This window comes from Moryella indoligenes (assembly GCF_030812885.1).
Taxonomy (GTDB): domain Bacteria; phylum Bacillota; class Clostridia; order Lachnospirales; family Lachnospiraceae; genus Moryella; species Moryella indoligenes.
In genome coordinates this window covers 1-24,205 of record NZ_JAUSTO010000007.1, presented here as the reverse complement: position 1 = coordinate 24,205, position 24,205 = coordinate 1, and the positions used below count along the sequence as shown (strand labels likewise).

The window sequence follows — 24,205 nt, the reverse complement described above, 5'->3', positions numbered from 1 at the left end:
GTGCGAAACAAAAAGTGCTCTGCACACTCTGCGCTCTCCCGACTGTCGTATGGGCATAGTTTATACTATTTGAGCTTCTTTTTCAAATCTTTATTGGATTGAAAAGCAAAAGCTGCGAGGTTATTCACCCGGCAGCTTTCCATAGCCATAAGCCTATATTCAGAACTTTCTGTAACGGTCGTAGCGATGGTTCCTGAGCTCCTCGGCGCTCATCTCCGCGTACTTCCCGATAAACTCAAGAATCTCCGGATCGAGCTGCTCTGTAATCGTCGCGACATTCTCCACTGTCACGGGTTCCTTCTCCGGGATGATGCGCTCGATCACGCCGAGCTCCAGAAGATCCGCAGAGGTCATCCGCATATTCTCCGCTGCCAGCTCACACTGCTTCGCATCGCGGTAGAGAATGGCCGCAAAGCCCTCGGGAGAGAGAATGGAATAGACTGCGTTCTCCATCATCCAGACCTCATCCGCTGTCGCCAGCCCCAGTGCACCTCCGCTGGAGCCCTCGCCGATCACAATGGAGAGAATCGGCGTCTTCAGCGCCGCGAGCTTCTGAAGATTCTCCGCGATTGCCTGTCCCTGTCCGCGCTCCTCCGCACCGACACCACAGTACGCACCGGGCGTATCCACAAAGCAGATCACCGGTCTGTGGAAGCGCTCCGCCTGCTTTAAGAGCCGCAGAGCCTTTCTGTAGCCCTCCGGGTTCGGCATGCCGAAGTTTCTCCGCTTATTGTCGTTAAAGTCCCGTCCCTTCTGTATGCCCACAACCGTCACAGGAATCCCGTGGAAGGAAGCGATTCCACCGACTACCGCCTCATCATCTCCAAAACAGCGGTCTCCGTGAAGCTCGAAAAAGTCAGGAAAGAGCGCCATGATGTAATCCAGCGCATGCGCTCTGTCCTTCGCACGGGAGAGCTTCACTGTCTCCCAGGCTGTGCGCCTCTGATTTGCCGCAGCACTCTGCTCCTCCTGCACCGCAGCGCGCTGCCAGAGAGAGGTGTATTCCCTGCCGCGCTTTCCAAAGGCCACACGCTGAAGCGCAGATATTGCCTGGGAGCTCAACTTCATGCCGACATTGGCCGCAGCTCCGACTGCTCCCACGCTTCCGCGCAGCATATCTGTAAACGCCGGCATCTCCATCGCAGCATCTCCGGAGAGCTCCATTGCTCCCGGAACGTGCAGCCGCAGCAGGGCGGAAAGCACCGCCCTCTGATCCCGTCTCTCCACAATGGCATCTGCAAAGCCATGTTTTAAGAGAAACTCCGCTCTCTGAAAGCCCTCCGGGAGCTTTCCGCCTATCGTCTGCTGTATCACGCGCTGACCCGTGAAGCCGATCAGTGCACCGGGCTCCGCGAGAATGATATCCCCGAGCATCGCAAAACTCGCTGTGACACCGCCCATCGTCGGATCTGTCAGAACAGAAATGAAGAGCTGACCACTCTCCTGCAGTCTGCCGATCGCCTCAGAGGTCTTCACCATCTGCATGAGGGAGATGATACCCTCCTGCATTCTCGCCCCCCCTGAGCAGGCGAAGAGAATCACAGGAAGCTGCTCCTCGGCAGCGCGCTCCGCCATCCGTGCGATCTTCTCCCCCATGTTATGTCCCATGGAGCTCATCATGTAGCGCGCGTCGCAGACGCCGATCGCACAGGCAACGCCGTCCAGTGTAATCTTTCCGGTGACGACCGCCTCATTCAGGGAGGTTGCCTCCCGCGTCTCCCAGACCTTCTGCTCGTACTCCGGAAAATCCAGCGGGTTCACCGACTCCAGCTCGCGGTTCCACTCCTCAAAGCTGCCTTCATCCGCCAGCAGCTTAATACGGCGATACGCATGAATACGCACATAAGCGCCACACTCCGGGCAGGCGTAGTAGTTCCGGCGTATCTCGCGCGATTCAACAGTAGCACCGCACTTCTTGCACTTCCAGACCGGACTCGACGATTCCTGTCTTCCTGCATTCTTCTTTATAAAATCAATCAGCATAAGCTCACTTTCACTTTCCGAGAATAAAGGTAATCTCCGCCTCTACAGCCTTCTCATCCTCTACATAAGCAGTTGCACGTCCCTTTCCCACCGGACCCCTGACCTTCAAAATCTCACAGACCAGCTTCAGTCTGTCGCCCGGCACCACCTTGCGGCGGAAGCGCGCATGATCCACTGCGCCGAAATAAGCGGTTTTTCCGCGATTCTCCTCCTTTGCGAGAATGGCCACTGCGCCGGTCTGCGCCAGTGCCTCGATGATAAGCACACCCGGCATCACCGGTTCTTCCGGGAAATGCCCCACGAAATAGGGCTCGTCAAAGCTCACCGCCTTGTAGCCCACAGCGCGCTCGCCCGGGGCCAGCTCCTCAATGCAATCCACCAATAAAAAGGGGTGCCGATGCGGAATGATCTCCTGAATTTCTCTGATTCCAAGCATTTCTTACGCCTCGTACTTTCTCATGAGTATCGCCGCATTATGTCCGCCAAAGCCCAAAGAGCTGCTGATCGCCGCGCGCACCGGAGCCTCCAGCCCCGCCCCCTTCAAATAATCCAGATCGCACTCCGGATCATTGTTCTGAAGACCTGCGGTCATATGCATGAAGCCCTCCTGCACAGTCTTTGCGAGAACCACGCCCTCGACACCGCCCGCGGCACCGAGAAGATGGCCTATCATGGACTTGGTGGAGCTGATCTTAAGGCGCTTCGCCTGATCGCCAAACGCAAGCTTGATCGCCTTCGTCTCAGAGAGATCATTCAGCTGCGTGGAGGTTCCGTGCGCATTGATATAGTCAATGTCCTCCGGCGCGAGGCCCGCATCGCGCATGCATAAGCGCATTGCCACCGTCGCACCCGATCCGTCCTCCACTGGCGCGGTGATATGATGTGCGTCACAGGTCGCACCGTAGCCCGCAAGCTCCGCATAGATCTTTGCCCCGCGCTTTTTCGCGTGCTCCAGCTCCTCCAGCACAAGGATACCCGCGCCCTCGCCGATCACAAAGCCCGCTCTGTCCCGATCAAAGGGAATGGACGCGTGCGCCGGATCCTCCGTTGTGTTAAGCGCTGTGAGCTGAGTGAAGCCGGCGACGCCGATTGTGGTGATGCAGGCCTCTGCACCGCCCGCAAGCATCACATCTGCCTCACCGCAGGCAATGCTCCGAAATGCCTCGCCGATATTGTGCGTGCCGGAAGCGCAGGCCGTCACGACATTGATATTCTTCCCCTTAAGGCCCAGCTGGATGGCAACATTTCCCGCGGCCATATTGGCAATCATCATTGGAATGAACATCGGACCTACCATGCCCGGCCCCTTCTCCGCGAGGCGCTTACACTCGCGCTCCACCGCCTGCAGCGATCCGATTCCGGAGCCGATTGCACAGCCCACCAGGAACGGATCCTCCTGTTCCATCTGAATGCCGCTGTCCTGCATTGCCTCCTTTGAAGCCGCAACCGCAAACTGTGAGAAGCGCTCCATTCTGCGCGCAGATTTCGGATCCATGAAGAGCTTTGGATCAAAGCCTTTGACCTCCGCCGCGAGCTTCACCTTGTACTCCGTCGTATCAAACTGCGTGATCGCCCCGATTCCCACAGCGCCTTCTTTGCAGGAATTCCAGAAATTCTCAACCCCGATGCCGGTGGGCGTCACAGCGCCGAGACCTGTCACTACAACTCTTCTTCTATCCATCATCTGCCGCTCTTCTCCTGACTCCTAAAGCATGTTTACCTGCTGCATCTTTCTGTATACCCTTGAGGCTCTGCCTCAGATCGACAATCCGCCGTCCACGGACAGCACCTGCCCCGTGATATAAGCCGCCTCATCTCCTGCGAGAAATGCTGCCGCTGCCGCGATCTCCTCTGCGCATCCCATGCGCTGCAGCGGAACCTGCGCGAGTATCGCCTCGCGCGCCTTCCCGGAGAGTGCCGCCGTCATATCTGTCTCCACCATGCCCGGAGCAATTGCATTGACCGTGATACCCCTGCCGCCGAGCTCACGCGCCGCCGTCTTTGTCATTCCCACCACGCCTGCCTTGCTCGCCGCATAGTTCATCTGCCCCGCATTGCCGTGAAGCCCGGAATAAGAAGAAATATTGATGATGCGTCCGCTTCTCTGGCGTATCATTCTCTTCGCCGCGAGCTGGGTGCAGAGAAAGCATCCCTTCAGATTGGCCGCAATCACCTCATCAAACTGCGTCTCCTTCATGCCAATGAGCAGAGCGTCACGGGTAATGCCGGCATTGTTCACCAGAATATCCAGGCGCTGAAACTCCTCAAAAAAGCGCTCAAACATCGCTGCGACAGAGGCCGCATCCGCGACGTCCGCCTGAAACACAGACGCCGTTCCGCCGGCCGCACGAATCTCCTCCGCCACTGCCTCCGCCTTCTCCGCAGAACCGTTGTAGTTGATGGCAACCGCCGCTCCCTCCGCCGCAAGGCGCAGTGCAATGGCGCGTCCGATCCCTCTCGAAGCGCCGGTGACCAGCGCAGTCTTTCCACTCAGCTTACTCATAGCTTCTCCATATCCTCTGCTGTCTCTATATTGATGGTGGTAAGGTTTCTGTCGATCTTCTTCACAAAGCCGCTCAGAGACTTGCCCGGGCCTATCTCTACAAAAGTATCCACACCGTCTGTGATCATCGCGCGGAGGCTCTGCTCAAAGCGCACGGAACCTGAGACCTGCTTCTTCAAGAGGTCTCTGACCAGTGTCTCATCTTCAACATAGCTTCCTGTGAAATTTGCGACGTACGGAATAGATGGTTTGTGAAAGGTGATTTCAGAAAGAAAGTCGTCGAGCTTCTGCCCCGCCTCCGCGAGCATACCGGAGTGGAATGGGCCGCTCACATTCAGCGGAAGCACGCGCTTCGCGCCGGCGGTCTTCAGCGCCGCTGCAGCTGTATCTACTGCCTCTTTGCGACCGGAAATCACGATCTGTCCGGGGCAGTTGTAATTGGCAATCCAGACCTCATCAATCGGAGCAAGCGTCTCCTCAATGAGCGCCGCCTCTGCGCCGAGCACCGCCGCCATTGCGCCTACCCCCGCAGGCACTGCCTCCGCCATGAGAATGCCGCGTCTCCGCACAGTCGCGATAGCGTCCTCTGCGCTGAGAATACCGGAGTAATAGAGCGCCTCGTACTCTCCGAGGCTCAGTCCCGCACAGACCTCCGCCTTCTTTCCGCGCTTTTCAATTGCCTTCAGCATGGCAATTCCGGCCGTGACCATGGCGGACTGCGTGTACTCTGTCAGATCCAGTCTGTCATTTTCTTCAAAGCAGAGCGCCGCCATATCGATGGACAGAAGCTCCGAGGCCATGTCAAATACAGCACGTGCGTCGCAGTCGCTGTCATAAAAGCTCTTTGCCATGCCGCACTTCTGAGAACCCTGACCGGGAAAAAGAAATGCTGTCTTACTCATAATCCGCCGCCTTTCCTGCCAGCGCGCGGAATTCATTCATCATATCCCGGATGATCTTCGCGCAGGGCTTTACATCCTTCACCAATCCGGCGATCTGTCCGGCCATCACCGTGCCGTTCTTAATATCGCCCTCCTGCACCGCACGCCTCAGAGATCCCAGCGTCAGATACTCAAGCTCCTCAAAGCTCTTTCCCTCCTCCTCCAGCCGCGCGTACTCACGGGTCATATCGTTTCTCAGGCAGCGAACCGGATGTCCGTGGGATCTCCCGGTGACTGCACTGTCTATATCCTTCGCCTTCACAATGCGCTGCTTGTAGGCATCCGCGACCACTGCCTCTGTGCTCGCCACAAAGCGGGTTCCGAGCTGTACTCCCTCCGCGCCAAGCATGAACGCTGCCATCATGCCTCTGCCGTCGGCGATACCTCCGGCTGCAATCACGGGTATGCTCACTGCGTCCGCGACCTGCGGAAGCAGGGTCATGGTCGTCGCCTCTCCGATGTGCCCGCCGGACTCTGTTCCCTCCGCAACGACTGCATCCGCACCGAGACGCTCCATGAGCCGCGCCTGCGCGACACTCGCCACAACCGGAATCACACGGACACCGGCGGCCTTCCAGTCCCTGATGTACTTATCGGGAACGCCCGCACCGGTCGTCACAACCTTCACACCTTCCTCCAGCACCACGCGGGCCACATCCGCCGCGTGCGGAGACATCAGCATCACATTCACGCCGAAGGGCCGGTCTGTCATGCTCCGCACATCGCGAATCATGTTCCGTACCACCTCGCCCGGCGCACTGGCGCCGCCGATCAGCCCCAGCCCGCCGGCAGCGCTCACCGCTGCCGCGAGGTGCTGCTCGGCGACCCACGCCATGCCCCCCTGGACGATAGGATACTCGACCCCTAGGAGCTCCGTAACTCTGGTTTTCATTCCTCGATGCCCTTATCCTTCAGATACTTCATAACATCGCCCACAGTGAGCAGATTCTCAAGATCATCCGTCGGAATCTCGACATTAAACTCGTCCTCCATCGCCATAACCAGCTCAAAGAGGTCCAGGGAATCTGCTCCCAGATCATCCTTAAAGGAAGTCTCCTCTGTGATGGAAGCCGCATCCGCGCTCAGCTGCTCTGCAATCATCTGCTTAACCTTATCAAACATTTTAAAATCCTCCTGAATATTTGTTTTTTATTTATCCATTCATTTTTAAACGATCTGCATCACTTCGTCAATAGCGGATCACGCTTGCACCCCAGGTGAGTCCGCCGCCAAAGCCCGCGAGTACGAGGTAATCCCCTCTCTTAAGCTGCCCCTCTCGGTTCATCCGGTTTAAGAGCGTCGGGATGCTTCCAGCCGAGGTATTCGCTGTGTCGCTCAGATTCATCGGAAACTTCTCAATTGGCTCCTTCAGGTATTTTGCGACAGATTCAATGATGCGCGCATTCGCCTGATGGAGAACATAGTGGCGTATCTCCTCCTTGCGGATTCCGGTCTCTGAAAGTACCTTCTCTATACTCGCCGGGACCGTGCGCACTGCGAAGCGGAATACTTCCTGCCCGTTCATGCGGATGTAGTGATCATCTACATCGGTACGCGCCACGAGATTATGTCCCCGTGCGCCGTCTGAGCCCAGCACGCTGCCGAGAATATCTCCACATTCCTCTGCTTCGCCCTTTTTCAGCACCACCGCTCCCACAGCATCCCCGAAGAGCACACAGGTCGTTCTGTCCTGCCAGTTCACATAGTGCGATACGAGATCTCCGCCTATCACCAGCGCCGTGCCGATATCTCCCGTCCGCATGAGCGCCTCCGCAGTCCTGAGCGAATAAAGGAAGCCCGCACAGGCCGCATTGAGGTCAAAGCAGAAGGCGTTCTTTGCTCCGAGCAGCGCCTGTACCTGGCAGGCCGCACTCGGTGTGACATTTCCGTCCGTCGCGGTTCCCATGATGATAAGGCCGAGCTCCTCCGGGGCTACTCCCGCCTCCTCCATCGCCTCGCGCGCGGCGCGCTCGGCATATACCGCGATATTATCCTTCTCCCCTGCAATGTGGCGCTGATGTATCCCGGTGCGGCTGAAGATCCACTCGTCGCTGGTATCAATCAGTCTGGAGAGATCTTCGTTTGTCACGACCCTCTCCGGCATTGCAGCTCCTGTTCCGGCAAAATAAAGCTTCATAGTCCTCCTGTCAGCCGGGCTTCCCCGACCCCTGTTCCGCGCAAATCATAAACGTTTTTCTCCAGTACTGTCAATAGACAAATCATCATCATTTGTCTGAACTGTCGAAAAAGAAACAATATGAGCCGACTTTTATATTCTTGCGACACCGCTCTCCCGTGCGGCCTCCGCAACTGCCACAGCGACAGCCTCACGCACCCTCGGATCAAAGGGCTTCGGAATGATATGTTCCGCGTCCAGCTCCTCCTCGGGAATGATGCCGGCTATCGCGATGGCCGCCGCCATCTTCATCTCCTCATTGATATCACGCGCGCGGACATCAAAGGCCCCGCGGAACACGCCCGGAAATACGAGCACATTGTTGATCTGGTTCGGATAGTCGCTCCGCCCGGTGGCGACGACCCGCGCGCCGCCCCGCTTTGCGTCCTCCGGGAATATCTCAGGGGTAGGATTTGCGCAGGCAAAGACAATCGCATCCCGGTTCATGCTCTTTACCATATCAATGCTCACCATCTCCGGGCGGGAGAAGCCAAGAAAGATATCCGCACCAGCCAGCGCGTCCGCAAGCGTCCCCTTTTTGTCCTCCCGATTGGTCACGGCGAGCATCTCCTGCTGCGCCCAGTTCAGCCCCTCGTAAGCGGAGGACATAATACCATAGCGGTCGCAGAGTATCAGATTTTTGAAGCCGTAGGCGAGAAGAAGCTTTGACACCGCGATACCGGCACTGCCCGCGCCGTTCACCACGACACGAACCTCTTCCTTCTTCTTTCCCACGACCTTCAGCGCATTGATGAGACCTGAGAGCACCACGATCGCCGTGCCGTGCTGATCGTCATGAAAGATTGGGATATCGCAGCACTCCTTCAGCTTACGCTCAATCTCAAAGCAGCGCGGTGCAGCGATATCCTCCAGATTCACACCACCGAAGGAACCGGAGATCAGGCGCACCGTATTCACGATTTCGTCCACATCCTTTGACTTCACACAGAGCGGAAAAGCATCCACATCGCCGAAACTTTTGAAGAGCACGCACTTTCCCTCCATCACCGGCATGCCCGCTTCAGGGCCTATATCGCCGAGCCCCAGCACCGCACTGCCGTCGGTAACCACAGCGCAGAGATTCCAGCGGCGCGTGAGCTCGTAGGACCTGCTTTCGTCCTTCTGAATCTCCAGGCAGGGTGCCGCGACACCCGGCGTGTAGGCGAGGGAGAGATCCTCCGCTGTCTTCACGGGGATATCGGTCTCGACCCTGATCTTCCCCCTCCACTCGTAGTGCTTCTTCAGTGATTCCTCTGCATAGTTCATAGCGTTCTCCTTCTGTGCATTTTATGCCTTCGCTGTTGTTTACGTGGGTTCTCCGCCACCTTCATATAAGCATAGCATAGGGCAAAGACGCGGCATATACAAGTACCGCTTTTTGCAGCACATCCCCGCCCCCGAACATCCCTTCCCCTCTCCACACGGCGTTCATCAAAATTTCATCCGCACAGGTCTTGTCCCGCATAAAGGGCTGTGCTAAACTTAATATATCTTTGGGGATGTACCGGTTTCGACAGGGACCGTGCAGCCGGTGAAGCTATCCGCATGCGGTGCGTTAAACGGCAAACTTAAATATAAACGCTAACGACGAATTAGCATACGCGGCCTGAGGGCCTGCCGTCTGACCTGAAGCACTCACACTTCGGGATCCAGGCGTCGACTATGTGAGAAACGACGCGCGCTAAGCTTTGCCCGCGTGGGCGTACTATGAAGCTACTGAAACCGCAAGAATGTTCATTTTCGTGCGGCAGAGGGAAAGTCAAAGAATGAACTATGATAGTAGAAGAACGGGGAATCGGTTTTTGGACACGGGTTCGACTCCCGTCATCTCCACCAAATAGTGCAAATCCGAACTCATTCTTTTTCGTGAAGCACTGTGTCGGATTTGTTTTCATAGTAGAGGACGTAGGTTAAACTGCGTCCTCTTTTTTAGGTGTCTCGTAAGTAAGCGCCTGTTTGGAATCTCCAATGCCAGCAGTAGTCGGGTCAGTCACGATACCGAGAATCGTAAGGGCTGCGAACAGGGCATTGACAACAGCCAACAGCTTGTCTCCCAGCTCACCAAATCGAGGGTATAACCGAAAACAGCGGCAATCACCTGTACCAGCAGAAGCACCGCCGGAATCATAGCAATCCAAAAGCTCTTGTTTTTGATACGCACTTTCCAGTTAATCATGTTGATTTCCTCCTTAAAATTGATGTTTGGAACGCAGGAACTTCCCGAAACTGATGGATTTGATACGGATTTATTTTCAAGACACAGCGGCAAAGGGTATCATGGCAAGAAATCAGCTGATTGAACTGGCAACAGCTTCCCTGTCCGATCTGATGAAAGAACACCCGGAACATCGGGCAGAGGCAAGACAGGATTTGCAACTTCTGAACGCACAGAAGATGGGCGAACACGAAGCAGAGATTGAAAAAATAAAGAATGTATTTCTTGCTATCCTGCGGGATATTAAGAAAGATATGGACAGCGGAGAACAGCCGGGAGAAGCTGTGACCGCCGCTATGTTCCAGACCATGCAAGACGCACTGGCAGAACAAAAACAGGAGCCGCTATCTATGGACGATGTGACTGCTATGATTGCCGGACAGATTGGGCAACTTCTTCCGATGGACGAAGAAACCATCGGGCAATTTCAAACATTGGCAAAAAAGATGATGGAACAGTCGGGAAAATAAAGATTCTATTGGGGGATTAAATATGGATATATCAACTATTGTTAATATTATTTTGTGTATTCTTTCATTCATATTAGCAGTTATCTCTGTTGTTACAGTTATAACCACCTTACGCCAGAATAATAGGATGATTGAAGAATCAACACGACCATTTATTTCAGTTTATACTGATGAAATTAACGCAGGCGATCCATTTTTCTACTTAGTTGTTAAGAACTTTGGGAAATCGACAGCTTATATAACAAAGTTTGAGTATGACTTTAATTTCAATGGATGCTATAAAATACGAAATGATAGGGATTATTTGCAACAACTTAATAATGCTGTTTTGGCACCGGGGCAGTCACGAATTTGTACACTTGATTATCAGAGAATAGATAGAGCAGTAACATTTACTCTTGAATACCATTCTGGGGCTAAAAAGACATATTCAGATAAATTTACGATTGACTTAAAGGCAGGCGTAAGTATGCCTTATGGTAAAGTTGCGACAGAGGGCAAAGAACTCCGCACGATTTCTTATGCATTACAAGAAATGTTGCAAAAAAACCTTTAATTGTCCTATAATTTAGTAATGGTTACTGTGAGGAAGAACCATGAGTGATGTAATGACCCAGGAGCAGCGGAGCCGAGCTATGAGCCATATTAAGGGAAAAGATACCAGTATTGAGGTTATACTACGGAAAGCACTCTGGCACAAAGGCATCCGGTATCGGAAAAATTATAAAAAGCTGCCGGGTACGCCCGATATAGCTATAACAAAATACAGGATTGCTATCTTTTGCGACAGCGAGTTCTTCCACGGCTATAATTGGGAGATCAAGCAACAAAAGCTTGGTCATAACCGGGAATATTGGATCAAAAAAATCGAACGCAATATGGCCCGTGACCGGGAAAATGATTTCAAGCTAATTGCTATGGATTGGATTCCCATGCATTTTGGGGGTCAAGAGATACAAAAACACACAGGGGAATGTGTACAAGCCGTCGAAGATTTGATTTTTGAATTGCAGATGAGCCAATTTGATGTTATGACAGACGAAAGAAGGGACTATATTGATAAAATAAAAGGAGTACCCTTATGACAATATCAGAACAGATTAAGGTGCTTTGTGTACGCTGCAATATCAGTGTTGCGGAACTGGCAAGGCGTATGGGGACTACCCCTCAGAATTTCAATTCAAAAATGAAACGGGAAAGCTTTACAATCTCTGATTTAGAATATCTGGCAGAAACATTGGGGTGTTCTTTTGAACGCTATTTTGTCCTTCCAGATGGAGAAAAGATTTAATGGGAGGATATACATGAATTTATTACACTTTAAAGATAATGCCTCAAATCGGGATGTAATTTCCCTGTTTTCAGGGGCAATGGGGCTGGATATTGGCCTTTCAAAAGCGGGTCTCAACATCGTAATTGGGCAAGACTTTGACCCTGCTTGTGTCGCAACTATGCGTGCAAATGGACATAAGGTTCTGGGCGGTGACATCCGTGAAATCAATGAAACAGATTTGTTGGAACAGACTGGATTAGCGCAGGGAGAACCTTTTCTGATTTGCGGTGGCCCACCCTGTCAGCCGTTTTCTACTGCCGGTAAGAGGCTGGGAATTAACGATCCAAGGGGCAGCTTGTTTATGGATTTTATCCGAATGATTGACTATATCCGTCCCCGTTTTTTCATTATGGAAAATGTAAAAGGGATTATGTCTGCCCCGTTAAAGCATATGCCTCTTGCGGAGCGTGATAAAAACGATCCTGAACAGCATTTGGGAACTGTATTAGATGTCATACTCTCTGAATTTGATAAATTAGGATACAAAACGGTGTATGGGATTTTGGATGCCGTCAATTATGGCGTACCTCAATTCCGGGAACGATTTGTGTTAATTGGAAGCCGAGACAATGAAGATATTTTCCTGCCATTCCCGACACACTTCCAGATGCACCAAAACTCACAATACCGTTGGCGTACCTTGAATGATACCATCCGGGATTTGGAAAATAATTGCAGGGAATGTGCTGCCTTCAGTAAAGACCGCCTTACATATCTCCGTCTTGTTCCGGAAGGCGGAAATTGGCGTGACCTACCGGAAGATATTCGGAAAGAAGCCATGGGCGGTGCTTATGGTTCTGGCGGCGGAAAAGTTGGATTTTATCGGAGATTATCTTATAGCCAGCCTTCACCAACTTTAGTGACCTCCCCGGTACAAAAAGCAACTATGATGTGCCATCCGACCCAAGATCGACCTTTAAGTATCAGGGAATATGCCCGTATTCAGCAGTTTCCTGATGATTGGCAGTTCATGGGGACAAGTGTTGCAAAATACAGACAGATCGGTAATGCTGTACCGGTTGGGCTGGCATTAGCATTGGGAAATGCGGTACTTTCTGTTGCGGATCAATCCGCTGAAATCCGTACAAAACGATTCAGAGGGACAGACATCCATCAAAAACTGAAACAAGCTATCGAAATAGGAGGAAGCTGTTATGCCAATAAATAGCAATTACAATGAAGAAGCTATCGTAGAAGCAATTGCAACTGCATTGGATAATTTTTACACTAACTTAATTAGCAATATTGACAAGCTCAACATCAAAAAAGTTATGAAGCGCAAGAACCCGTACTTGTTCCGGGCGAAGGCTATGAATGGGGCTGCACAAATTATTGACGCAATCCTTGCTGCCTTTGTGTCCTCATCCGAGGAAACAATATTTGGCAATGTTTTCTTTGAACCTATTGCTACTGCTGCTGCACAAGGACAGAAGGCATTAGCAGAAGGTGTTGATATTATGGTAGAGCGGGACAACACTATCTATGCTATTGCTGTAAAATCTGGCACAAGCGTTTTCAATGCGGACAGCCGCAAGAAACAAGAGCAGAACTTTATGGCGGCAAGCAAGCTGGCACAGCAGGCAAAGAAACGCTTTGTCCCGATTGTAGGCTATGGCTACGGAAAGAAGAAAACATCCAGCCGTGGGCTTCCCAAATTCTATATGGAATTGGCAGGCAAGGATTTCTGGACGGAATTGACCGGAGATGAAGAATTCTACATAAAGCTGATCCGTTTCATGGATAAGCTGCCAGAGAAATATGTAGAAGAATTTGATGCTTCCTATCAAAAAGCTTCAAATCGGCTTGTCCGGGAGTTTACCCAAGAGTTTTGCTTTGAGGATGGTAGTATTGATTGGGAGAAGCTCGTGGAGTTTAATTCAGGAAATTAACATCGGAGGGATAAGGCATGAGAGATGCACTAAAGAATGCCATACATAATGCAATTTTATTTGAATGCAAATTGCCGCATCAAGAAAGCGGCTTAGATAAATCATGCCTTTCTTCCCAAAATGATATTTGTTTCAGTAATTCTAATCCCCAAGAAATTTCCAAGATTATCTATAATGGTATTGTGGAATTTGCAATCAACGAATATGAAATTGATTACACAGCTTTAGAGCGTGAACAGCGAAAAGCTATTCTTAGCCGTATTCGTTATAACCCAGAAGCATCTGAGGACACTAAGCTGAAATATGGTTTTTATGGTGAAGTACTCTTGGATTTAATCTTGCGTGTGTTTTTAAACACGAGTGTTCTTGCCGCGCGAGGATATTTTTATTCTCCTATTGAAAATAGCGAGGCTAAAGGTTTTGATGCTTTTCATTTAATGGAAAGAGAAGGGAATATTGACTTATGGTTTGGAGAAGCAAAATTCTATGTGCAATATAAAAGTGCAATAACTCCCGTGATGGAAAAATTAAGCACTTCACTTTCTGATGGATATTTGAATCGAAATTTACTTGCAATCATAGATGAGCGCCTCCATATCTCAACACACAATGAACAGCTTGAAAACTTGTTAAATTCGTGGGAAGAAAATCCAGATATTAAGCTGTCACAAGAAATAAAGAATAGAGGGATTCGGTTAATATACCCTATATTTATTGCTTATCAAAAAAACTGCACTGATCAATATCATCAGAGCATAAAAAAGTGTATTGAGCATATTGCTTCAGAATATACACGGCTTAATATTATTGTACCTGCTTCGTTTGACTACCGGTTATTTTTTATCTTTTTACCACTATCGGAAGTTAAGCAAATCAAGGAGAATGTGATAAAATGGATAGACTCACGAGAACCGCTAATATAATTAAAGCGTACTATTCATACAAACAGAATTCAGATGCTGCAACTTTTGTAAAAGAAGTATGTGGCTTTTTTGACTTTATAAAAAATGAGCCTATCTCTGAAGCAGATATGAATTTCCTTATATTTTTGGCTAATGAAGCGGGAATCCCGCAATATTTTGACTTGTTCAAAGATAAGTTTACAGATTGCCGTATATCTGATGAAAATATCAAAACACTTACCATAAGTGCTCTATTTCATGATGCCAGCCTTATTAGAGGAACTAGCAAATTACATCGGTATCAAAAGAACGTTCTTGACAGTTTTAAAATCGGGCAACAAAATCGTTTTGTTTTGACTGCACCTACTTCTTTTGGAAAGACCTTTTTGGTATATGAAATTATACAAAAGATGCAGTATCAGAATGTCCTTTTGATTTTTCCGGCAATTAGCCTTTTATCCGAAAATTACGCCCGTTTATGCAAGTTGGACACATTTCAATCATATAAGATTCATTCCCTAAGCGAAGAAGAATTTAGTCTATCCGAAAGAAATATCTTTATTTTTACACCCGAGCGATTCTTGTCATTTATGGATTCGCACCAACAGCTTCACTTTGATTTTGCCTTTATTGATGAGATTTATAAAATTGATAACAGTTTTATCATTGATTCGGAAACATCTGGCGAAAACGAACGAGATACCGCGTACCGTTTAGCATTGGAATTTATTTGTAATTTGACAAGCGATATGCTATTAGCTGGTCCATATATGGCACTTCCCCAACCTGGTACCCAGCAACATAAATCGTTTAATAATTTTGCGGAAGATAATGGGTTTTCTTTTTTACGTTACAATCAATTTGAAATTGTTTCAAAGGAATACACAACAGTAAAAGGTAAACGTCAATATTATATAGATGAAATCCCAGTAGAAATTGGTTCTATAAGTAAAGGGCAGAAAATTGCCAATATAATTAAATCGTTAAGCACGCCTAAAGAAAATACGATTATTTATTGTGGCAGAAGAGCCGATACAGAAATGTATGCCAAAACTTTATTAAGGGATCAAATGCTGATTTCTTCTTTTCAAGAAACTTGTTCAGGGATAGAAAGTTCTACTTATGAAATATTTTTAAATCATTTGGAACACACATTTGGCAATGATTGGATTGTATTAAAAGCGTTGAAAGACCGGATAGGTATCCATCACAGCCTTATCCCCAAATACATCCAGAAAGAAATTATAAATTTATTTAATGAGGGGACATTACTATGTCTCTTTTCGACTACGACTATCACTGAAGGTGTAAACACTTCAGCAAAAAACATAATTATTACATCAAACAAAAAGGGGATAAAACCTCTACGGCAATTTGACGCTAAAAATATAGCTGGTCGGGCGGGTAGGTTTTACCAACACTATTCTGGAAGAGTTATAGATTTGAATAATAATTTTGAGGAAATTGTGAATGGACAACCTGAAATACTGGAACATAAAAACTATGATATAGCTTTCCCGAAAACGGATGTTGATTACCAGATAACAAAAGATAAATATTTATCTGAAGTTGAACGCCAAGATAAGGAGGATATCCGAGCTCAGATCATTGCATCCAAAATCCCATCAGAAGTATTTGATTGTTTTCGGGTTGTTGGGCCAAAAGATAAATTAACACTATACGGTTATATTTCAAGTGTACCATGGTGGACTCTTGAAGATATTAAACGTGTCTCAATAACATTGGCGGGCAGCAATGCTCACCGACTATATTGGCCCGGATTTCAAGCCATTATGGATATTATCTTGCCCATTGTACGCGAAGAGAAACTTAAACAACTTATTGTAATACGAGTAGGACAGAAGCAGTACTCATTGATAACAAATCTATTGAGTTCATATCTTTCAGGCGGTTTTCTTTCAATGGTACAGTATTATGTCGGGCGGAAAGATAATCCCAAAACAAAGGATGAAGCAATGCGGCAAGTAGCTGATCTCGTTTACAATGTTTTTAAGTATCATTTAGTAAAATATCTCGGCCTTTTTGATGTGTTCTTCCGATACCAAATTTCAAAGTCAGAGGATATCGCTATGGAAGATGTGGCTGGATTGGGTTTACTTCTTCAAAAACTTGAATACAATGCCCTTTCTCCCAATGCACGTAAAGTAAGTGATTATGGAGTTCCGTTTAAACTGATAGACTGTTATGATAGTAAAATACCGTATGATAAAGATCAATTTGATGCTTATGAGCAGCATATTGATCAAGAGATAAACAGATTATTCCGGTAATAGCCAATATACCCACTGCCACTCCCAAAACCACCCAGCTTTTTGCCCAGCAAAAAACTGCCCATTTTCCTGCCGCTCAAAACGAGTGTTTCCATCCGTCGAAACCCTCATTTTACCCGCCAGCCGTGACAGCAGGTATAACACACTACACTTTGCAAGCAAAGTCGTGTGCCAAAGGGATCCCCTTTGGAAACCCTATTTTGTCGGAGTATGTAGCCATACTTCCTCCAAAATGCAAAATAAGCGGCATAGGCCAGCCCCTCCCTGGTACTGATCTATGCCGCCTATTTATTTGTATGGGTGTCTTACTCTATCGCCCATATAAAACGTTCTATTTTATTACTACTATATGTACCGATACGATGATGTAGTCTTGGAAGACGCTGTACCTCCTATCATCGACAAGACTTTGTTCGATAAGGTGCAAGCAACCTTCCGGCACAACTACACAGCCCGGGCAAAAGCCAAAGCTATTGAAGACTATCTACTCGCTACAAAGGTCTTCTGCGGGCACTGTGGCGAGCCTATGGTGGGTGAGAGTGGCACTTCAAAGACCGGGAAGGTTCACCATTATTACAAGTGCGTGAATCGTAAGAGGAAGCATAACTGCGAAAAGAAGGTTGAGAAAAAAGAATGGCTCGAGCGGACTGTCGTTGAGTTCACGGTGCAACAGGTACTCACTGATGAAAACATAGAGAAAATATCCACTCGAGCTATGGAACTGATTGAGAAGGAGCTTCAAGACACTTCCGTTCTCATAGGCTTACAGGAACGATTGAAGGAGACCAATAAGAAAATCAAGAACCTTATGTCTGCAATAGAGCAAGGCATTATCACACCAACAACGAAGGAACGTCTTGAGGAGCTGGAAGAAGAACGCAGAGACCTCGAAGGGCAGATTGCCCAGGAGGAAATGAAAAAGCCCCTCTTGACGAAGGAGCGAATCATGTATTGGCTCGAATCGTTCAAGATGGGCGATATGGAAGATGTTGAGTATCAGCGGCGTATCATCGACACGCTTGTCAACTCGGTTTATGTGTACGATGATGGGGATAAAGGACGTAAGCTCGTTCTGACTTTCAATATTTCGGGGAACAATACGCTCACTATCTCGAGTTCGGATATTGAGCGCACAGCTCCACTGCCCGCTTCGATACCGAAAAGCAGATTTTTCTGTATCAAAGCAAAACGGATTCCCGACCGCCAGCCTCTGCTGACGGTCGGGAATCCGTTCTTTATTATTTGTTCCGCCAGGTCTGCACCGAAAATCTCGCTGCTTTCTCTCGGCTTACTTTGCTGCCCTCACAGAGAGAATCTGACCCTGGAACGCATCCACCTCGCTCAGCTCACCGGTGTAGCTGACAGTAACCTTCTGCCCCTCCTTCACCGCGGAGAGACCCTCCGGAGCCTTGCCCTGCTCAAAGGAAAGCGCATAGGACTTGCCGTCCTCGGTCTGAATCGTAAACATAAAATCCTTGATCGACTCGATGGTTCCGGTGACTGTCTGCGCCTCGGCCGCCTCACTGTCCTTCTCCTCTGCCTTGCTCTCGCCCTCCCCGGCGAGCTCGGAGCTCTTCTCCTTTGCCTCGGCGATTGCCTCCTCCACGGTGCTCTCCACCTCGGACAGAGCCTCCTTCGCTGTCGTCTCTGCAACGGTTGTCTCCTGTGCCTTCTTACTTCCGCAGGCGCTGAACGCGATTGCCGCCGCAGCGACTGTAACCAAAAGCATTGCGCGTGTCATATTTTTTCTCATTTTCATTCTCCTTCTGCCGGGCTTTTTCTTTTCCTTTTTCCTGATACCCGCCTGACTGAGACGCATTATAGCGCGCGCAATGCAAATTGCAATCAGCTTCAAAATATCTTAAAAAAGCTTTATCGCTTGGACAGAATTTTTCACATTTAATTCACAGCTGCCCTCTTTACAACCGCAGAACAGCGGTTCAATACCGGGTCTGCCCCTTAAAATTCCGCTCGAAATCCCGGCGCTGATCGTTCTTTGCTATGGATTCCCGCTTGTCATATTTCTTCTTTCCCTGTGCAAGGCCGATCTCCACCTTCACGAGACTCCCCTTGAAATAGACCTGAAGCGGCACCAGAGTGAGCCCTTTCTCCTTGATCTTCCCGATCAGTCTCCGTATCTCCTCTCTGTGCATGAGGAGCTTGCGGACGCGCAGCGGATCCTTGTTGAAGATGTTGCCCTTCTCGTAGGGATTAATGTGCATGCCGTAGATATAGACCTCCCCATCCCGGATATCCACCCATGCTTCCTTGATGGAGCACTGCCCAAGACGCAGTGACTTTACCTCTGTGCCAAAGAGCTCTATCCCCGTCTCGAAGCTCTCCAGTATGAAGTAATCAAAGCGCGCCTTCTTATTGTTTGCGATGAGCTTTGTTCCTGTCTGTGCCATGGCTCACGCCCTCCTCTTTCTGTAAATGAATGCGGTTGATGCTCCCGTCCCGCAAGACCTTCGTCCGACGTTCCGTGCCGCCGATCCGCATTGACTCCGGTTCACACTCCCCCGCAGCCCCTGGCCGGACTCAGAGATCTTCCTCCGGCAGTTCCTTTGGCGGAGCCGGAAGGAAATCCACCGTGCGCGAGAGACGATCCGCCGCCGCGACTCTCACCCGCAGCCTTCCGCCGAGCACATAGCGCTTCTTCGTCATCTCCCCCACGAGCTCCCAGCGCTTCTCGTCAAATTCATAGTAGTCGTCCCGGAGCTCCGAGAGACGTATCATCCCTTCCACCGTATTCGGGAGCTCCACGTAGATGCCAAAGCGCGTCACACCGCTGATCACGCCCTCGTATTCCTCTCCGATATGCCGCTCCATGTACTCGCACTTCTTATACTTCACACTTTCGCGTTCCGCCTCCTCCGCCCGCCGCTCCAGACGGCTGGCTTCGTCCGCAACCCCCGTGAGTATCGCCTCATAGTGCTCTGCCCTCCGCGCGTCGTAGCCCCCGGAGAGCAGCTCCTTTATGATTCTGTGGATCTGCAGATCCGGGTAGCGCCGGATCGGTGAGGTAAAATGCGTGTAATACTTCGCCGCAAGCCCAAAATGCCCGCTGCACTCCGTGCTGTAGCGCGCCTGCTTCATGGAACGCAGCGCAACGCGGCTTATCAGACTTTCCGCCGCTGTATCTTCTACCTTTAAGAGAAGCTTCTGTATCTCCTTCGGATGCACCTCACCGTTTCTGGTCTTCAGCGTCAGACCAAAATTATTTACAAAAATCGAGAGCTCCTTCATCTTCTCCGGATCCGGGCGCTCATGCACCCGGTACAGAAACGGGAGCTGACGCCAGGAAAATTCCTCCGCGACAGTCTCATTTGCCGCGAGCATAAAGTCCTCGATGAGCCGCGTTGCCGCATTCCTCTCGTAGGCGCGTATCTCCACAGGCCTTCCGCTCCCGTCGAGTACCACCCGGCTCTCCGGGAAGTCAAAGTCAATGTAGCCGCGCTCGCTGCGCTGCCGCCTCAGGCTCCTCGCCGTCTCATCCATCCGAAGCAGCATGGGGACGATATCCGCGTAGCGCTCGCAGAGCTCCGGCTCACGATTTGTGACAATCTGATTCACCGCCGTGTAGCTCATGCGGTGCCTGGATCGTATCCTTGATTCACAGATCTCATGGGAAATAATCCTGCCCCGCGGGTCTATCTCCATCATACAGCTTAAGCACAGGCGCTCCTCTCCCTCGTTCAGGGAACAGATGCCGTTCGAGAGCGCATGCGGCAGCATGGGAATCACGCGGTCGGCAAGATAGACGCTCGTCCCGCGGCGGAGCGCCTCCTGATCCGTCTCTGAGCGCTCGCGGACATATTCGCTGACATCTGCAATATGTACACCGAGCCGCACATTGCCGGAGGACAGCTCCTCTAAGGAAATCGCATCGTCCAGATCCTTTGCATCCTCGCCGTCTATGGTGATTGTCGGCAGCGCTGTGAAATCTGCTCTCCGCTGTATGCGCTCCAGGGCAGCATATTCCGCCGCAGAACACTCCTCCCTGATTATCTCCACACGCTCAGCAAATGCCTCCGGGGTCTCCGCCCCCGCTTCTGCCTGAAGCTCCCGCAATTGCTGCCCGGCGCGATCTGCAATCTGCTCCGTTTCACGGAGTACCTCCTCCGGAAACTGCTCCGGAATTTCATAGGCGCGGACTATGGACAGAATATCCGTGCCCGGATCGTTCACATGCCCTAGGATTTCAACCACGCGGCCCTCTGACTCCCGCTCTCCGTGCTCCGGAAAGCGGGTGATCTCTGCGACTACCTTGTGTCCCGTCACCGCACCCATGGACTGCCCCTTCGGGATGCGGATGTCCTCTGTGAGCTTCTGGTTGTCAGGCATCACAATTCCGAAGCTGTTTACGCGCCGGTAGTAGCCCACCACGCGCCGGTTCGCACGGCTTAAGACTTCCAGCACCCGCCCCTCCGCGTGTTTAAAGCGCTGGCCCGGTTCCACCAGAACGCGCACACTGTCGCCATTCATGGCGCCATGTGTATCCTGACGTGGAATGAAGATATCCTGCTCCAATCCCTCCGCCCGGACGAAGCCAAAGCCCCGCGCATTCGCGAGGAAGCTGCCGATGAGCTCATGCCTCTCCGGCTTTCCGTAGCGCCCGCGCTTCGAGAGACGCAGCTGCCCCTCTTCCACCAGTGCGTCGAGCGTTCGGAGCAGCTCTTCCCTGCGGTTCTTCGGCACATCCAGAAAGCTCGCGATATCCCGAAATCGCATGGGCTTATACATGGGGTCGTTCATCAGTGCAAGCACGACCGCTTTCTTTCTCTTTAATTCCTCTGCTGTCACCTGACTCCCTGTCCTTTCCGAAACGCTTGCTGCGCACAAATATGTTTTTACATTATACGTGATTTTTCGGTATAAGAGAAGGAGAGAAAAGACAATGCCGCCCCGAACGAATGTAAATCGTCCGGAAGCGGCTGTCTTTTTCAACATCTGCTGAATGTCCTATAAAAAGCCAAATTTCAGTTTAAACTACGGTACAGATCGTACGCCTTTCGCCTCGTTCTGCCTGTTGTGCGAAGACCGTAGTGCATCTCGTTTCCTGCCCACATCTCTCCCGGGATATCCATGTCGTTGCTCAGGATAAATGCCTCAATATGAGGATTCGCTGCCGCCCGCTCATACGCCTGCTGAATAAAGTGCGCCTGCTCCTCCTCACTCGTGCAGTTGAAGCCCTGTTCAGAGAGTATGATGTGGCGCACTGCCCCTGACGGCGCCAGATAATCGCTTTGTTCAAAAAAGCGTGTCAGCTCACTGATATTCTTCATGTTGATGATGGGTGAGTTAAATGCTGTGCCGGTCTCCTTTGCATCCGGATCATTCAAAAAGTTCGGGTCATTCAATTCCTCCGGATAGGGATGCCATGCAATGCCATAATCTGTATCCCTGAGCTGTGTGTTCAGAATCTGTATCATATCCTTTGCCTGATAGGACTGCCCCTGGTCTGTATACCACTTCCATCTGTAGTCGAAAGGGATATAGACGTTGGCATTCGCATCCACCTTCTTGATCTCCTCATACCAGATGCGGAAGGCTGTCGCGACATCTCCCGTGTAATCGTTCAGATTTCCGACACTGGACATATAGTACCAGCTGTTCGGCTCGTTTACCTCATTGCCGATGATCCAGTTATCGGCAAGCCCTCCATAGATCCGTGCAATTCGCGCCGCCGTTCTTCTGGTTGCAGATCTTCCCTCCTCCGTGCGGACATTGTAGCCGTAAAACACTGCGCCGGTCGGCTCTTCCGCGGGCATGAGATTCGGCTCATCTGTGTGCCATGGATTGTGAATCTTGATTGTATTTTTCATACCGTAGGATTTCGTTCTGCGGAGAATATCCTGATTTCCGTTCAGCACATCCCCAGAATCATTGACGCGCACATTCCACGCCGCGTGACCACATCCCAGCGTCCTTGCTGACTCAGAGGAATCCATATCCACCATCTGTATCCCCTTGATATTGCCATGTGCCTCTCCTGCGACGATTTCTGCCATCGCAGTTATTGTCACAGTCCCTGTGAACAATGCTGTTATGCTGAGTGTCCAGAGCAGTTTTTCCATTTTGTGCCTCATACCTTTTCCCCTATCCCTTTCATCTGTTTTACAAATCTGTATTCTTTTTCTTTCAAGAGACGCTTTGTGCTTCCTTGATACAAATCTCTCTACACCTTCTAGTACTCCACTGATTCCAAAGTTTCACTGCATAAGACCTTTTAGCCTCATTTCTGATAGCGCCTGCGTACTGAATAAGTGATAAGGCTAAGTCTTTACAAAGTTCCATGGTTTTTAGAGTTCCTGTATCTTTAGTCCATTTGATTCCATCATAGAAAAACCACATTTTTCTTTCAGGAACGTACCTAAGAACCTCCTTAAACACATCGGCAAAAAGTCTGCCATTTCCTAAATCGCCATTAAGATAAATGTTGTTATCTTCAGGCTTTACTTCCTCTAACTTAATTAAGATGTGGTCCTATGTCAAGAAAAAGTACAAGTTAAAAATGACCTTGCTCCTATGTAATGATATTCAGCCCGCAATTTTGAGTGATTTCTCCAGTTTCTCCAGGAATTCCTCTTCATACTGATCCGGCGATAGATAATTACAGTGGCTATGAATCCTTACCGTGTTGTAGAACGTCTCTATATATTCGAATACAAGACGGTAAGCACGCTGATAATCAAGAATCACAAAGCGATTGGGCCATTCTCTTTTGATTAGAGCATGGAAGAACTCTAATCTGTCAGTTCCTGTATGGACTCAATCTCCTCTTCATCTATGATTGTGCCCAACCCCTTTTTGTCCGAAGAGAAAATTTTCTCATAAACATGGATCCATGTCAGATCTCTGTCATCGTCATTCTCTGTCAGACAGTCCGGTCTGCATCTCATGGTACTCCCGTCCTTAAAGGTCACCAGAGCATCATGCCCCCTGTCACCGATAAGCTCTAATTCAGTTACCTTCAGCATAGCTACTCCTCCTTCCAAGGTTTTGCTGGATAGACATGTATCTCCCCAGAGGAATACTTGATACATACCCGTCTAGTCTCTACATACTTCTTTTTGCCTATATTGTAGTATTTTCCGACAACTCTATCAACATCAACGTATTCATGATAGGAGGCTTTACGATGAACGCGCAATCCTCAAGAAACAAGCGAAGCAGATCGACACCATCAAAGCGAATGTTGATATGTTTCTCAGTCTGGGAAGTGAAACGGAAGTCACGAAAAAACGAAGCACTCAACTCGAATAAATGCGCCGAGCCTGACTGCATTATGAGAATGTGGTCAGGCTACTCTTTTTGATTTTGGCTCCAAGAACTTGAAACTTTCTATGAATATTTGGATATACCGGTTGATTTCTTGGTGATTTTGATGTATGGTAAAATAAATCTCGCTGAGTTGTAATCTGAGGCGCCAGTTTGTAAGGCGAGATGCTTGTTTGTAAATTGAAAACTGCATATTTGAAAGCGAAACGCCAGTTTTGTAT

At 49.7% G+C, this 24,205-nt stretch carries 26 protein-coding genes, 1 other RNA gene and 2 pseudogenes; 10 read left to right on the top strand and 19 right to left on the bottom strand.

Annotated elements, in window-relative coordinates:
* Positions 1-159: 159 nt before the first annotated feature.
* The 9 genes from J2S20_RS06540 to J2S20_RS06500 all read right to left on the bottom strand — a co-directional run bounded on the left by J2S20_RS06540 (position 160) and on the right by J2S20_RS06500 (position 8,869).
* A complete protein-coding gene (locus J2S20_RS06540) occupies positions 160-1,983 on the bottom strand; it encodes an acetyl-CoA carboxylase carboxyltransferase subunit alpha (RefSeq protein ID WP_307254367.1) in 1,824 nt (607 codons plus the stop codon).
* A 10-nt stretch (positions 1,984-1,993) separates the two neighbouring features.
* Positions 1,994-2,419: a 3-hydroxyacyl-ACP dehydratase FabZ gene (fabZ, locus tag J2S20_RS06535; RefSeq protein ID WP_307254365.1), complete on the bottom strand. Its 426-nt coding sequence runs from the start codon at positions 2,417-2,419 to the stop codon at positions 1,994-1,996.
* Between the two features lie 3 nt (positions 2,420-2,422).
* Positions 2,423-3,664, bottom strand: coding sequence for a beta-ketoacyl-ACP synthase II (gene fabF / locus J2S20_RS06530; RefSeq protein ID WP_307254560.1), 1,242 nt, complete (start codon positions 3,662-3,664; stop codon positions 2,423-2,425).
* 75 nt (positions 3,665-3,739) lie between these two features.
* Positions 3,740-4,486 carry a 3-oxoacyl-[acyl-carrier-protein] reductase gene (gene fabG, locus J2S20_RS06525; protein ID WP_307254362.1) on the bottom strand — a complete coding sequence of 249 codons (747 nt, stop codon included), beginning with the start codon at positions 4,484-4,486 and terminating at the stop codon, positions 3,740-3,742.
* Entirely contained in the window at positions 4,483-5,388 is a 906-nt protein-coding gene (gene fabD / locus J2S20_RS06520; protein ID WP_307254359.1) for an ACP S-malonyltransferase, read from the bottom strand. The genes fabG and fabD overlap by 4 nt, the downstream gene beginning before the upstream one ends.
* A complete protein-coding gene (fabK, locus tag J2S20_RS06515) occupies positions 5,381-6,319 on the bottom strand; it encodes an enoyl-[acyl-carrier-protein] reductase FabK (RefSeq protein ID WP_307254357.1) in 939 nt (312 codons plus the stop codon). The genes fabD and fabK overlap by 8 nt, the downstream gene beginning before the upstream one ends.
* Positions 6,316-6,549: an acyl carrier protein gene (locus J2S20_RS06510; protein WP_106612909.1), complete on the bottom strand. Its 234-nt coding sequence runs from the start codon at positions 6,547-6,549 to the stop codon at positions 6,316-6,318. Before J2S20_RS06510 ends, fabK begins: the two co-directional genes overlap by 4 nt.
* A 67-nt stretch (positions 6,550-6,616) precedes the next feature.
* On the bottom strand, positions 6,617-7,564 hold the full coding sequence (locus J2S20_RS06505; RefSeq protein ID WP_307254355.1) for a beta-ketoacyl-ACP synthase III: 948 nt from the start codon (positions 7,562-7,564) through the stop codon (positions 6,617-6,619).
* A 132-nt stretch (positions 7,565-7,696) separates the two neighbouring features.
* Complete coding sequence (locus J2S20_RS06500; RefSeq protein ID WP_307254353.1) at positions 7,697-8,869, bottom strand: NAD(P)-dependent malic enzyme; 1,173 nt, start codon at positions 8,867-8,869, stop codon at positions 7,697-7,699.
* A gap of 229 nt (positions 8,870-9,098) precedes the next feature.
* On the opposite strand from J2S20_RS06500, the gene ssrA reads away from it, so the two are divergent.
* Positions 9,099-9,439, top strand: a transfer-messenger RNA (tmRNA) gene (gene ssrA / locus J2S20_RS06495).
* Between the two features lie 74 nt (positions 9,440-9,513).
* Here ssrA and J2S20_RS12155 read toward each other — a convergent pair.
* Positions 9,514-9,645: a phage holin gene (locus J2S20_RS12155; RefSeq protein WP_330692777.1), complete on the bottom strand. Its 132-nt coding sequence runs from the start codon at positions 9,643-9,645 to the stop codon at positions 9,514-9,516.
* A complete protein-coding gene (locus tag J2S20_RS06490; RefSeq protein ID WP_330692776.1) occupies positions 9,594-9,779 on the bottom strand; it encodes a phage holin in 186 nt (61 codons plus the stop codon). The genes J2S20_RS12155 and J2S20_RS06490 overlap by 52 nt, the downstream gene beginning before the upstream one ends.
* A 101-nt stretch (positions 9,780-9,880) precedes the next feature.
* On the opposite strand from J2S20_RS06490, the gene J2S20_RS06485 reads away from it, so the two are divergent.
* The 9 genes and pseudogenes from J2S20_RS06485 to J2S20_RS12330 all read left to right on the top strand — a co-directional run.
* On the top strand, positions 9,881-10,288 hold the full coding sequence (locus J2S20_RS06485; protein ID WP_465223531.1) for a hypothetical protein: 408 nt from the start codon (positions 9,881-9,883) through the stop codon (positions 10,286-10,288).
* Positions 10,289-10,310: 22 nt separating this feature from the next.
* Positions 10,311-10,844 (top strand): hypothetical protein, encoded by a 534-nt coding sequence (locus J2S20_RS06480; RefSeq protein ID WP_307254351.1) that lies wholly within the window; start codon positions 10,311-10,313, stop codon positions 10,842-10,844.
* A 40-nt stretch (positions 10,845-10,884) separates the two neighbouring features.
* Positions 10,885-11,373: a very short patch repair endonuclease gene (locus J2S20_RS06475; protein WP_307254349.1), complete on the top strand. Its 489-nt coding sequence runs from the start codon at positions 10,885-10,887 to the stop codon at positions 11,371-11,373.
* Entirely contained in the window at positions 11,370-11,579 is a 210-nt protein-coding gene (locus tag J2S20_RS06470; protein WP_021966360.1) for a helix-turn-helix domain-containing protein, read from the top strand. Before J2S20_RS06475 ends, J2S20_RS06470 begins: the two co-directional genes overlap by 4 nt.
* Before the next feature lie 13 nt (positions 11,580-11,592).
* Complete coding sequence (locus J2S20_RS06465; RefSeq protein WP_307254345.1) at positions 11,593-12,789, top strand: DNA cytosine methyltransferase; 1,197 nt, start codon at positions 11,593-11,595, stop codon at positions 12,787-12,789.
* Positions 12,776-13,510: a PmeII family type II restriction endonuclease gene (locus J2S20_RS06460; RefSeq protein ID WP_195277068.1), complete on the top strand. Its 735-nt coding sequence runs from the start codon at positions 12,776-12,778 to the stop codon at positions 13,508-13,510. Before J2S20_RS06465 ends, J2S20_RS06460 begins: the two co-directional genes overlap by 14 nt.
* 17 nt (positions 13,511-13,527) lie before the next feature.
* Entirely contained in the window at positions 13,528-14,433 is a 906-nt protein-coding gene (locus J2S20_RS06455) for a HamA C-terminal domain-containing protein (RefSeq protein ID WP_307254341.1), read from the top strand.
* Positions 14,403-16,703 carry a DEAD/DEAH box helicase family protein gene (locus tag J2S20_RS06450; RefSeq protein ID WP_307254338.1) on the top strand — a complete coding sequence of 767 codons (2,301 nt, stop codon included), beginning with the start codon at positions 14,403-14,405 and terminating at the stop codon, positions 16,701-16,703. Before J2S20_RS06455 ends, J2S20_RS06450 begins: the two co-directional genes overlap by 31 nt.
* Positions 16,704-17,052: 349 nt before the next feature.
* A pseudogene (locus tag J2S20_RS12330) lies at positions 17,053-17,349 on the top strand (recombinase zinc ribbon domain-containing protein); the annotation flags it as partial.
* Between the two features lie 642 nt (positions 17,350-17,991).
* Here J2S20_RS12330 and J2S20_RS06445 read toward each other — a convergent pair.
* The 8 genes and pseudogenes from J2S20_RS06445 to J2S20_RS06415 form a co-directional block, all read right to left on the bottom strand.
* Complete coding sequence (locus J2S20_RS06445) at positions 17,992-18,456, bottom strand: DUF1344 domain-containing protein (RefSeq protein WP_307254336.1); 465 nt, start codon at positions 18,454-18,456, stop codon at positions 17,992-17,994.
* A gap of 187 nt (positions 18,457-18,643) precedes the next feature.
* Positions 18,644-19,111, bottom strand: coding sequence for an SsrA-binding protein SmpB (gene smpB, locus J2S20_RS06440; RefSeq protein ID WP_106612842.1), 468 nt, complete (start codon positions 19,109-19,111; stop codon positions 18,644-18,646).
* A 130-nt stretch (positions 19,112-19,241) separates the two neighbouring features.
* Complete coding sequence (gene rnr / locus J2S20_RS06435) at positions 19,242-21,458, bottom strand: ribonuclease R (protein ID WP_106612923.1); 2,217 nt, start codon at positions 21,456-21,458, stop codon at positions 19,242-19,244.
* 224 nt (positions 21,459-21,682) lie between these two features.
* Positions 21,683-22,780, bottom strand: coding sequence for a DUF5722 domain-containing protein (locus tag J2S20_RS06430; protein WP_106612841.1), 1,098 nt, complete (start codon positions 22,778-22,780; stop codon positions 21,683-21,685).
* Positions 22,781-23,243: 463 nt separating this feature from the next.
* Positions 23,244-23,435 (bottom strand): annotated as a pseudogene (locus tag J2S20_RS12230) (IS3 family transposase); the annotation flags it as partial.
* Between the two features lie 14 nt (positions 23,436-23,449).
* Positions 23,450-23,683: a hypothetical protein gene (locus J2S20_RS06420; RefSeq protein WP_106612839.1), complete on the bottom strand. Its 234-nt coding sequence runs from the start codon at positions 23,681-23,683 to the stop codon at positions 23,450-23,452.
* 2 nt (positions 23,684-23,685) lie between these two features.
* Positions 23,686-23,856 carry a polymorphic toxin type 50 domain-containing protein gene (locus J2S20_RS12325; RefSeq protein ID WP_106612838.1) on the bottom strand — a complete coding sequence of 57 codons (171 nt, stop codon included), beginning with the start codon at positions 23,854-23,856 and terminating at the stop codon, positions 23,686-23,688.
* 133 nt (positions 23,857-23,989) lie between these two features.
* Positions 23,990-24,205, bottom strand: a 216-nt coding sequence (locus tag J2S20_RS06415) for a hypothetical protein (protein ID WP_307254329.1), incomplete at its 5' end; no start/stop codon positions are given.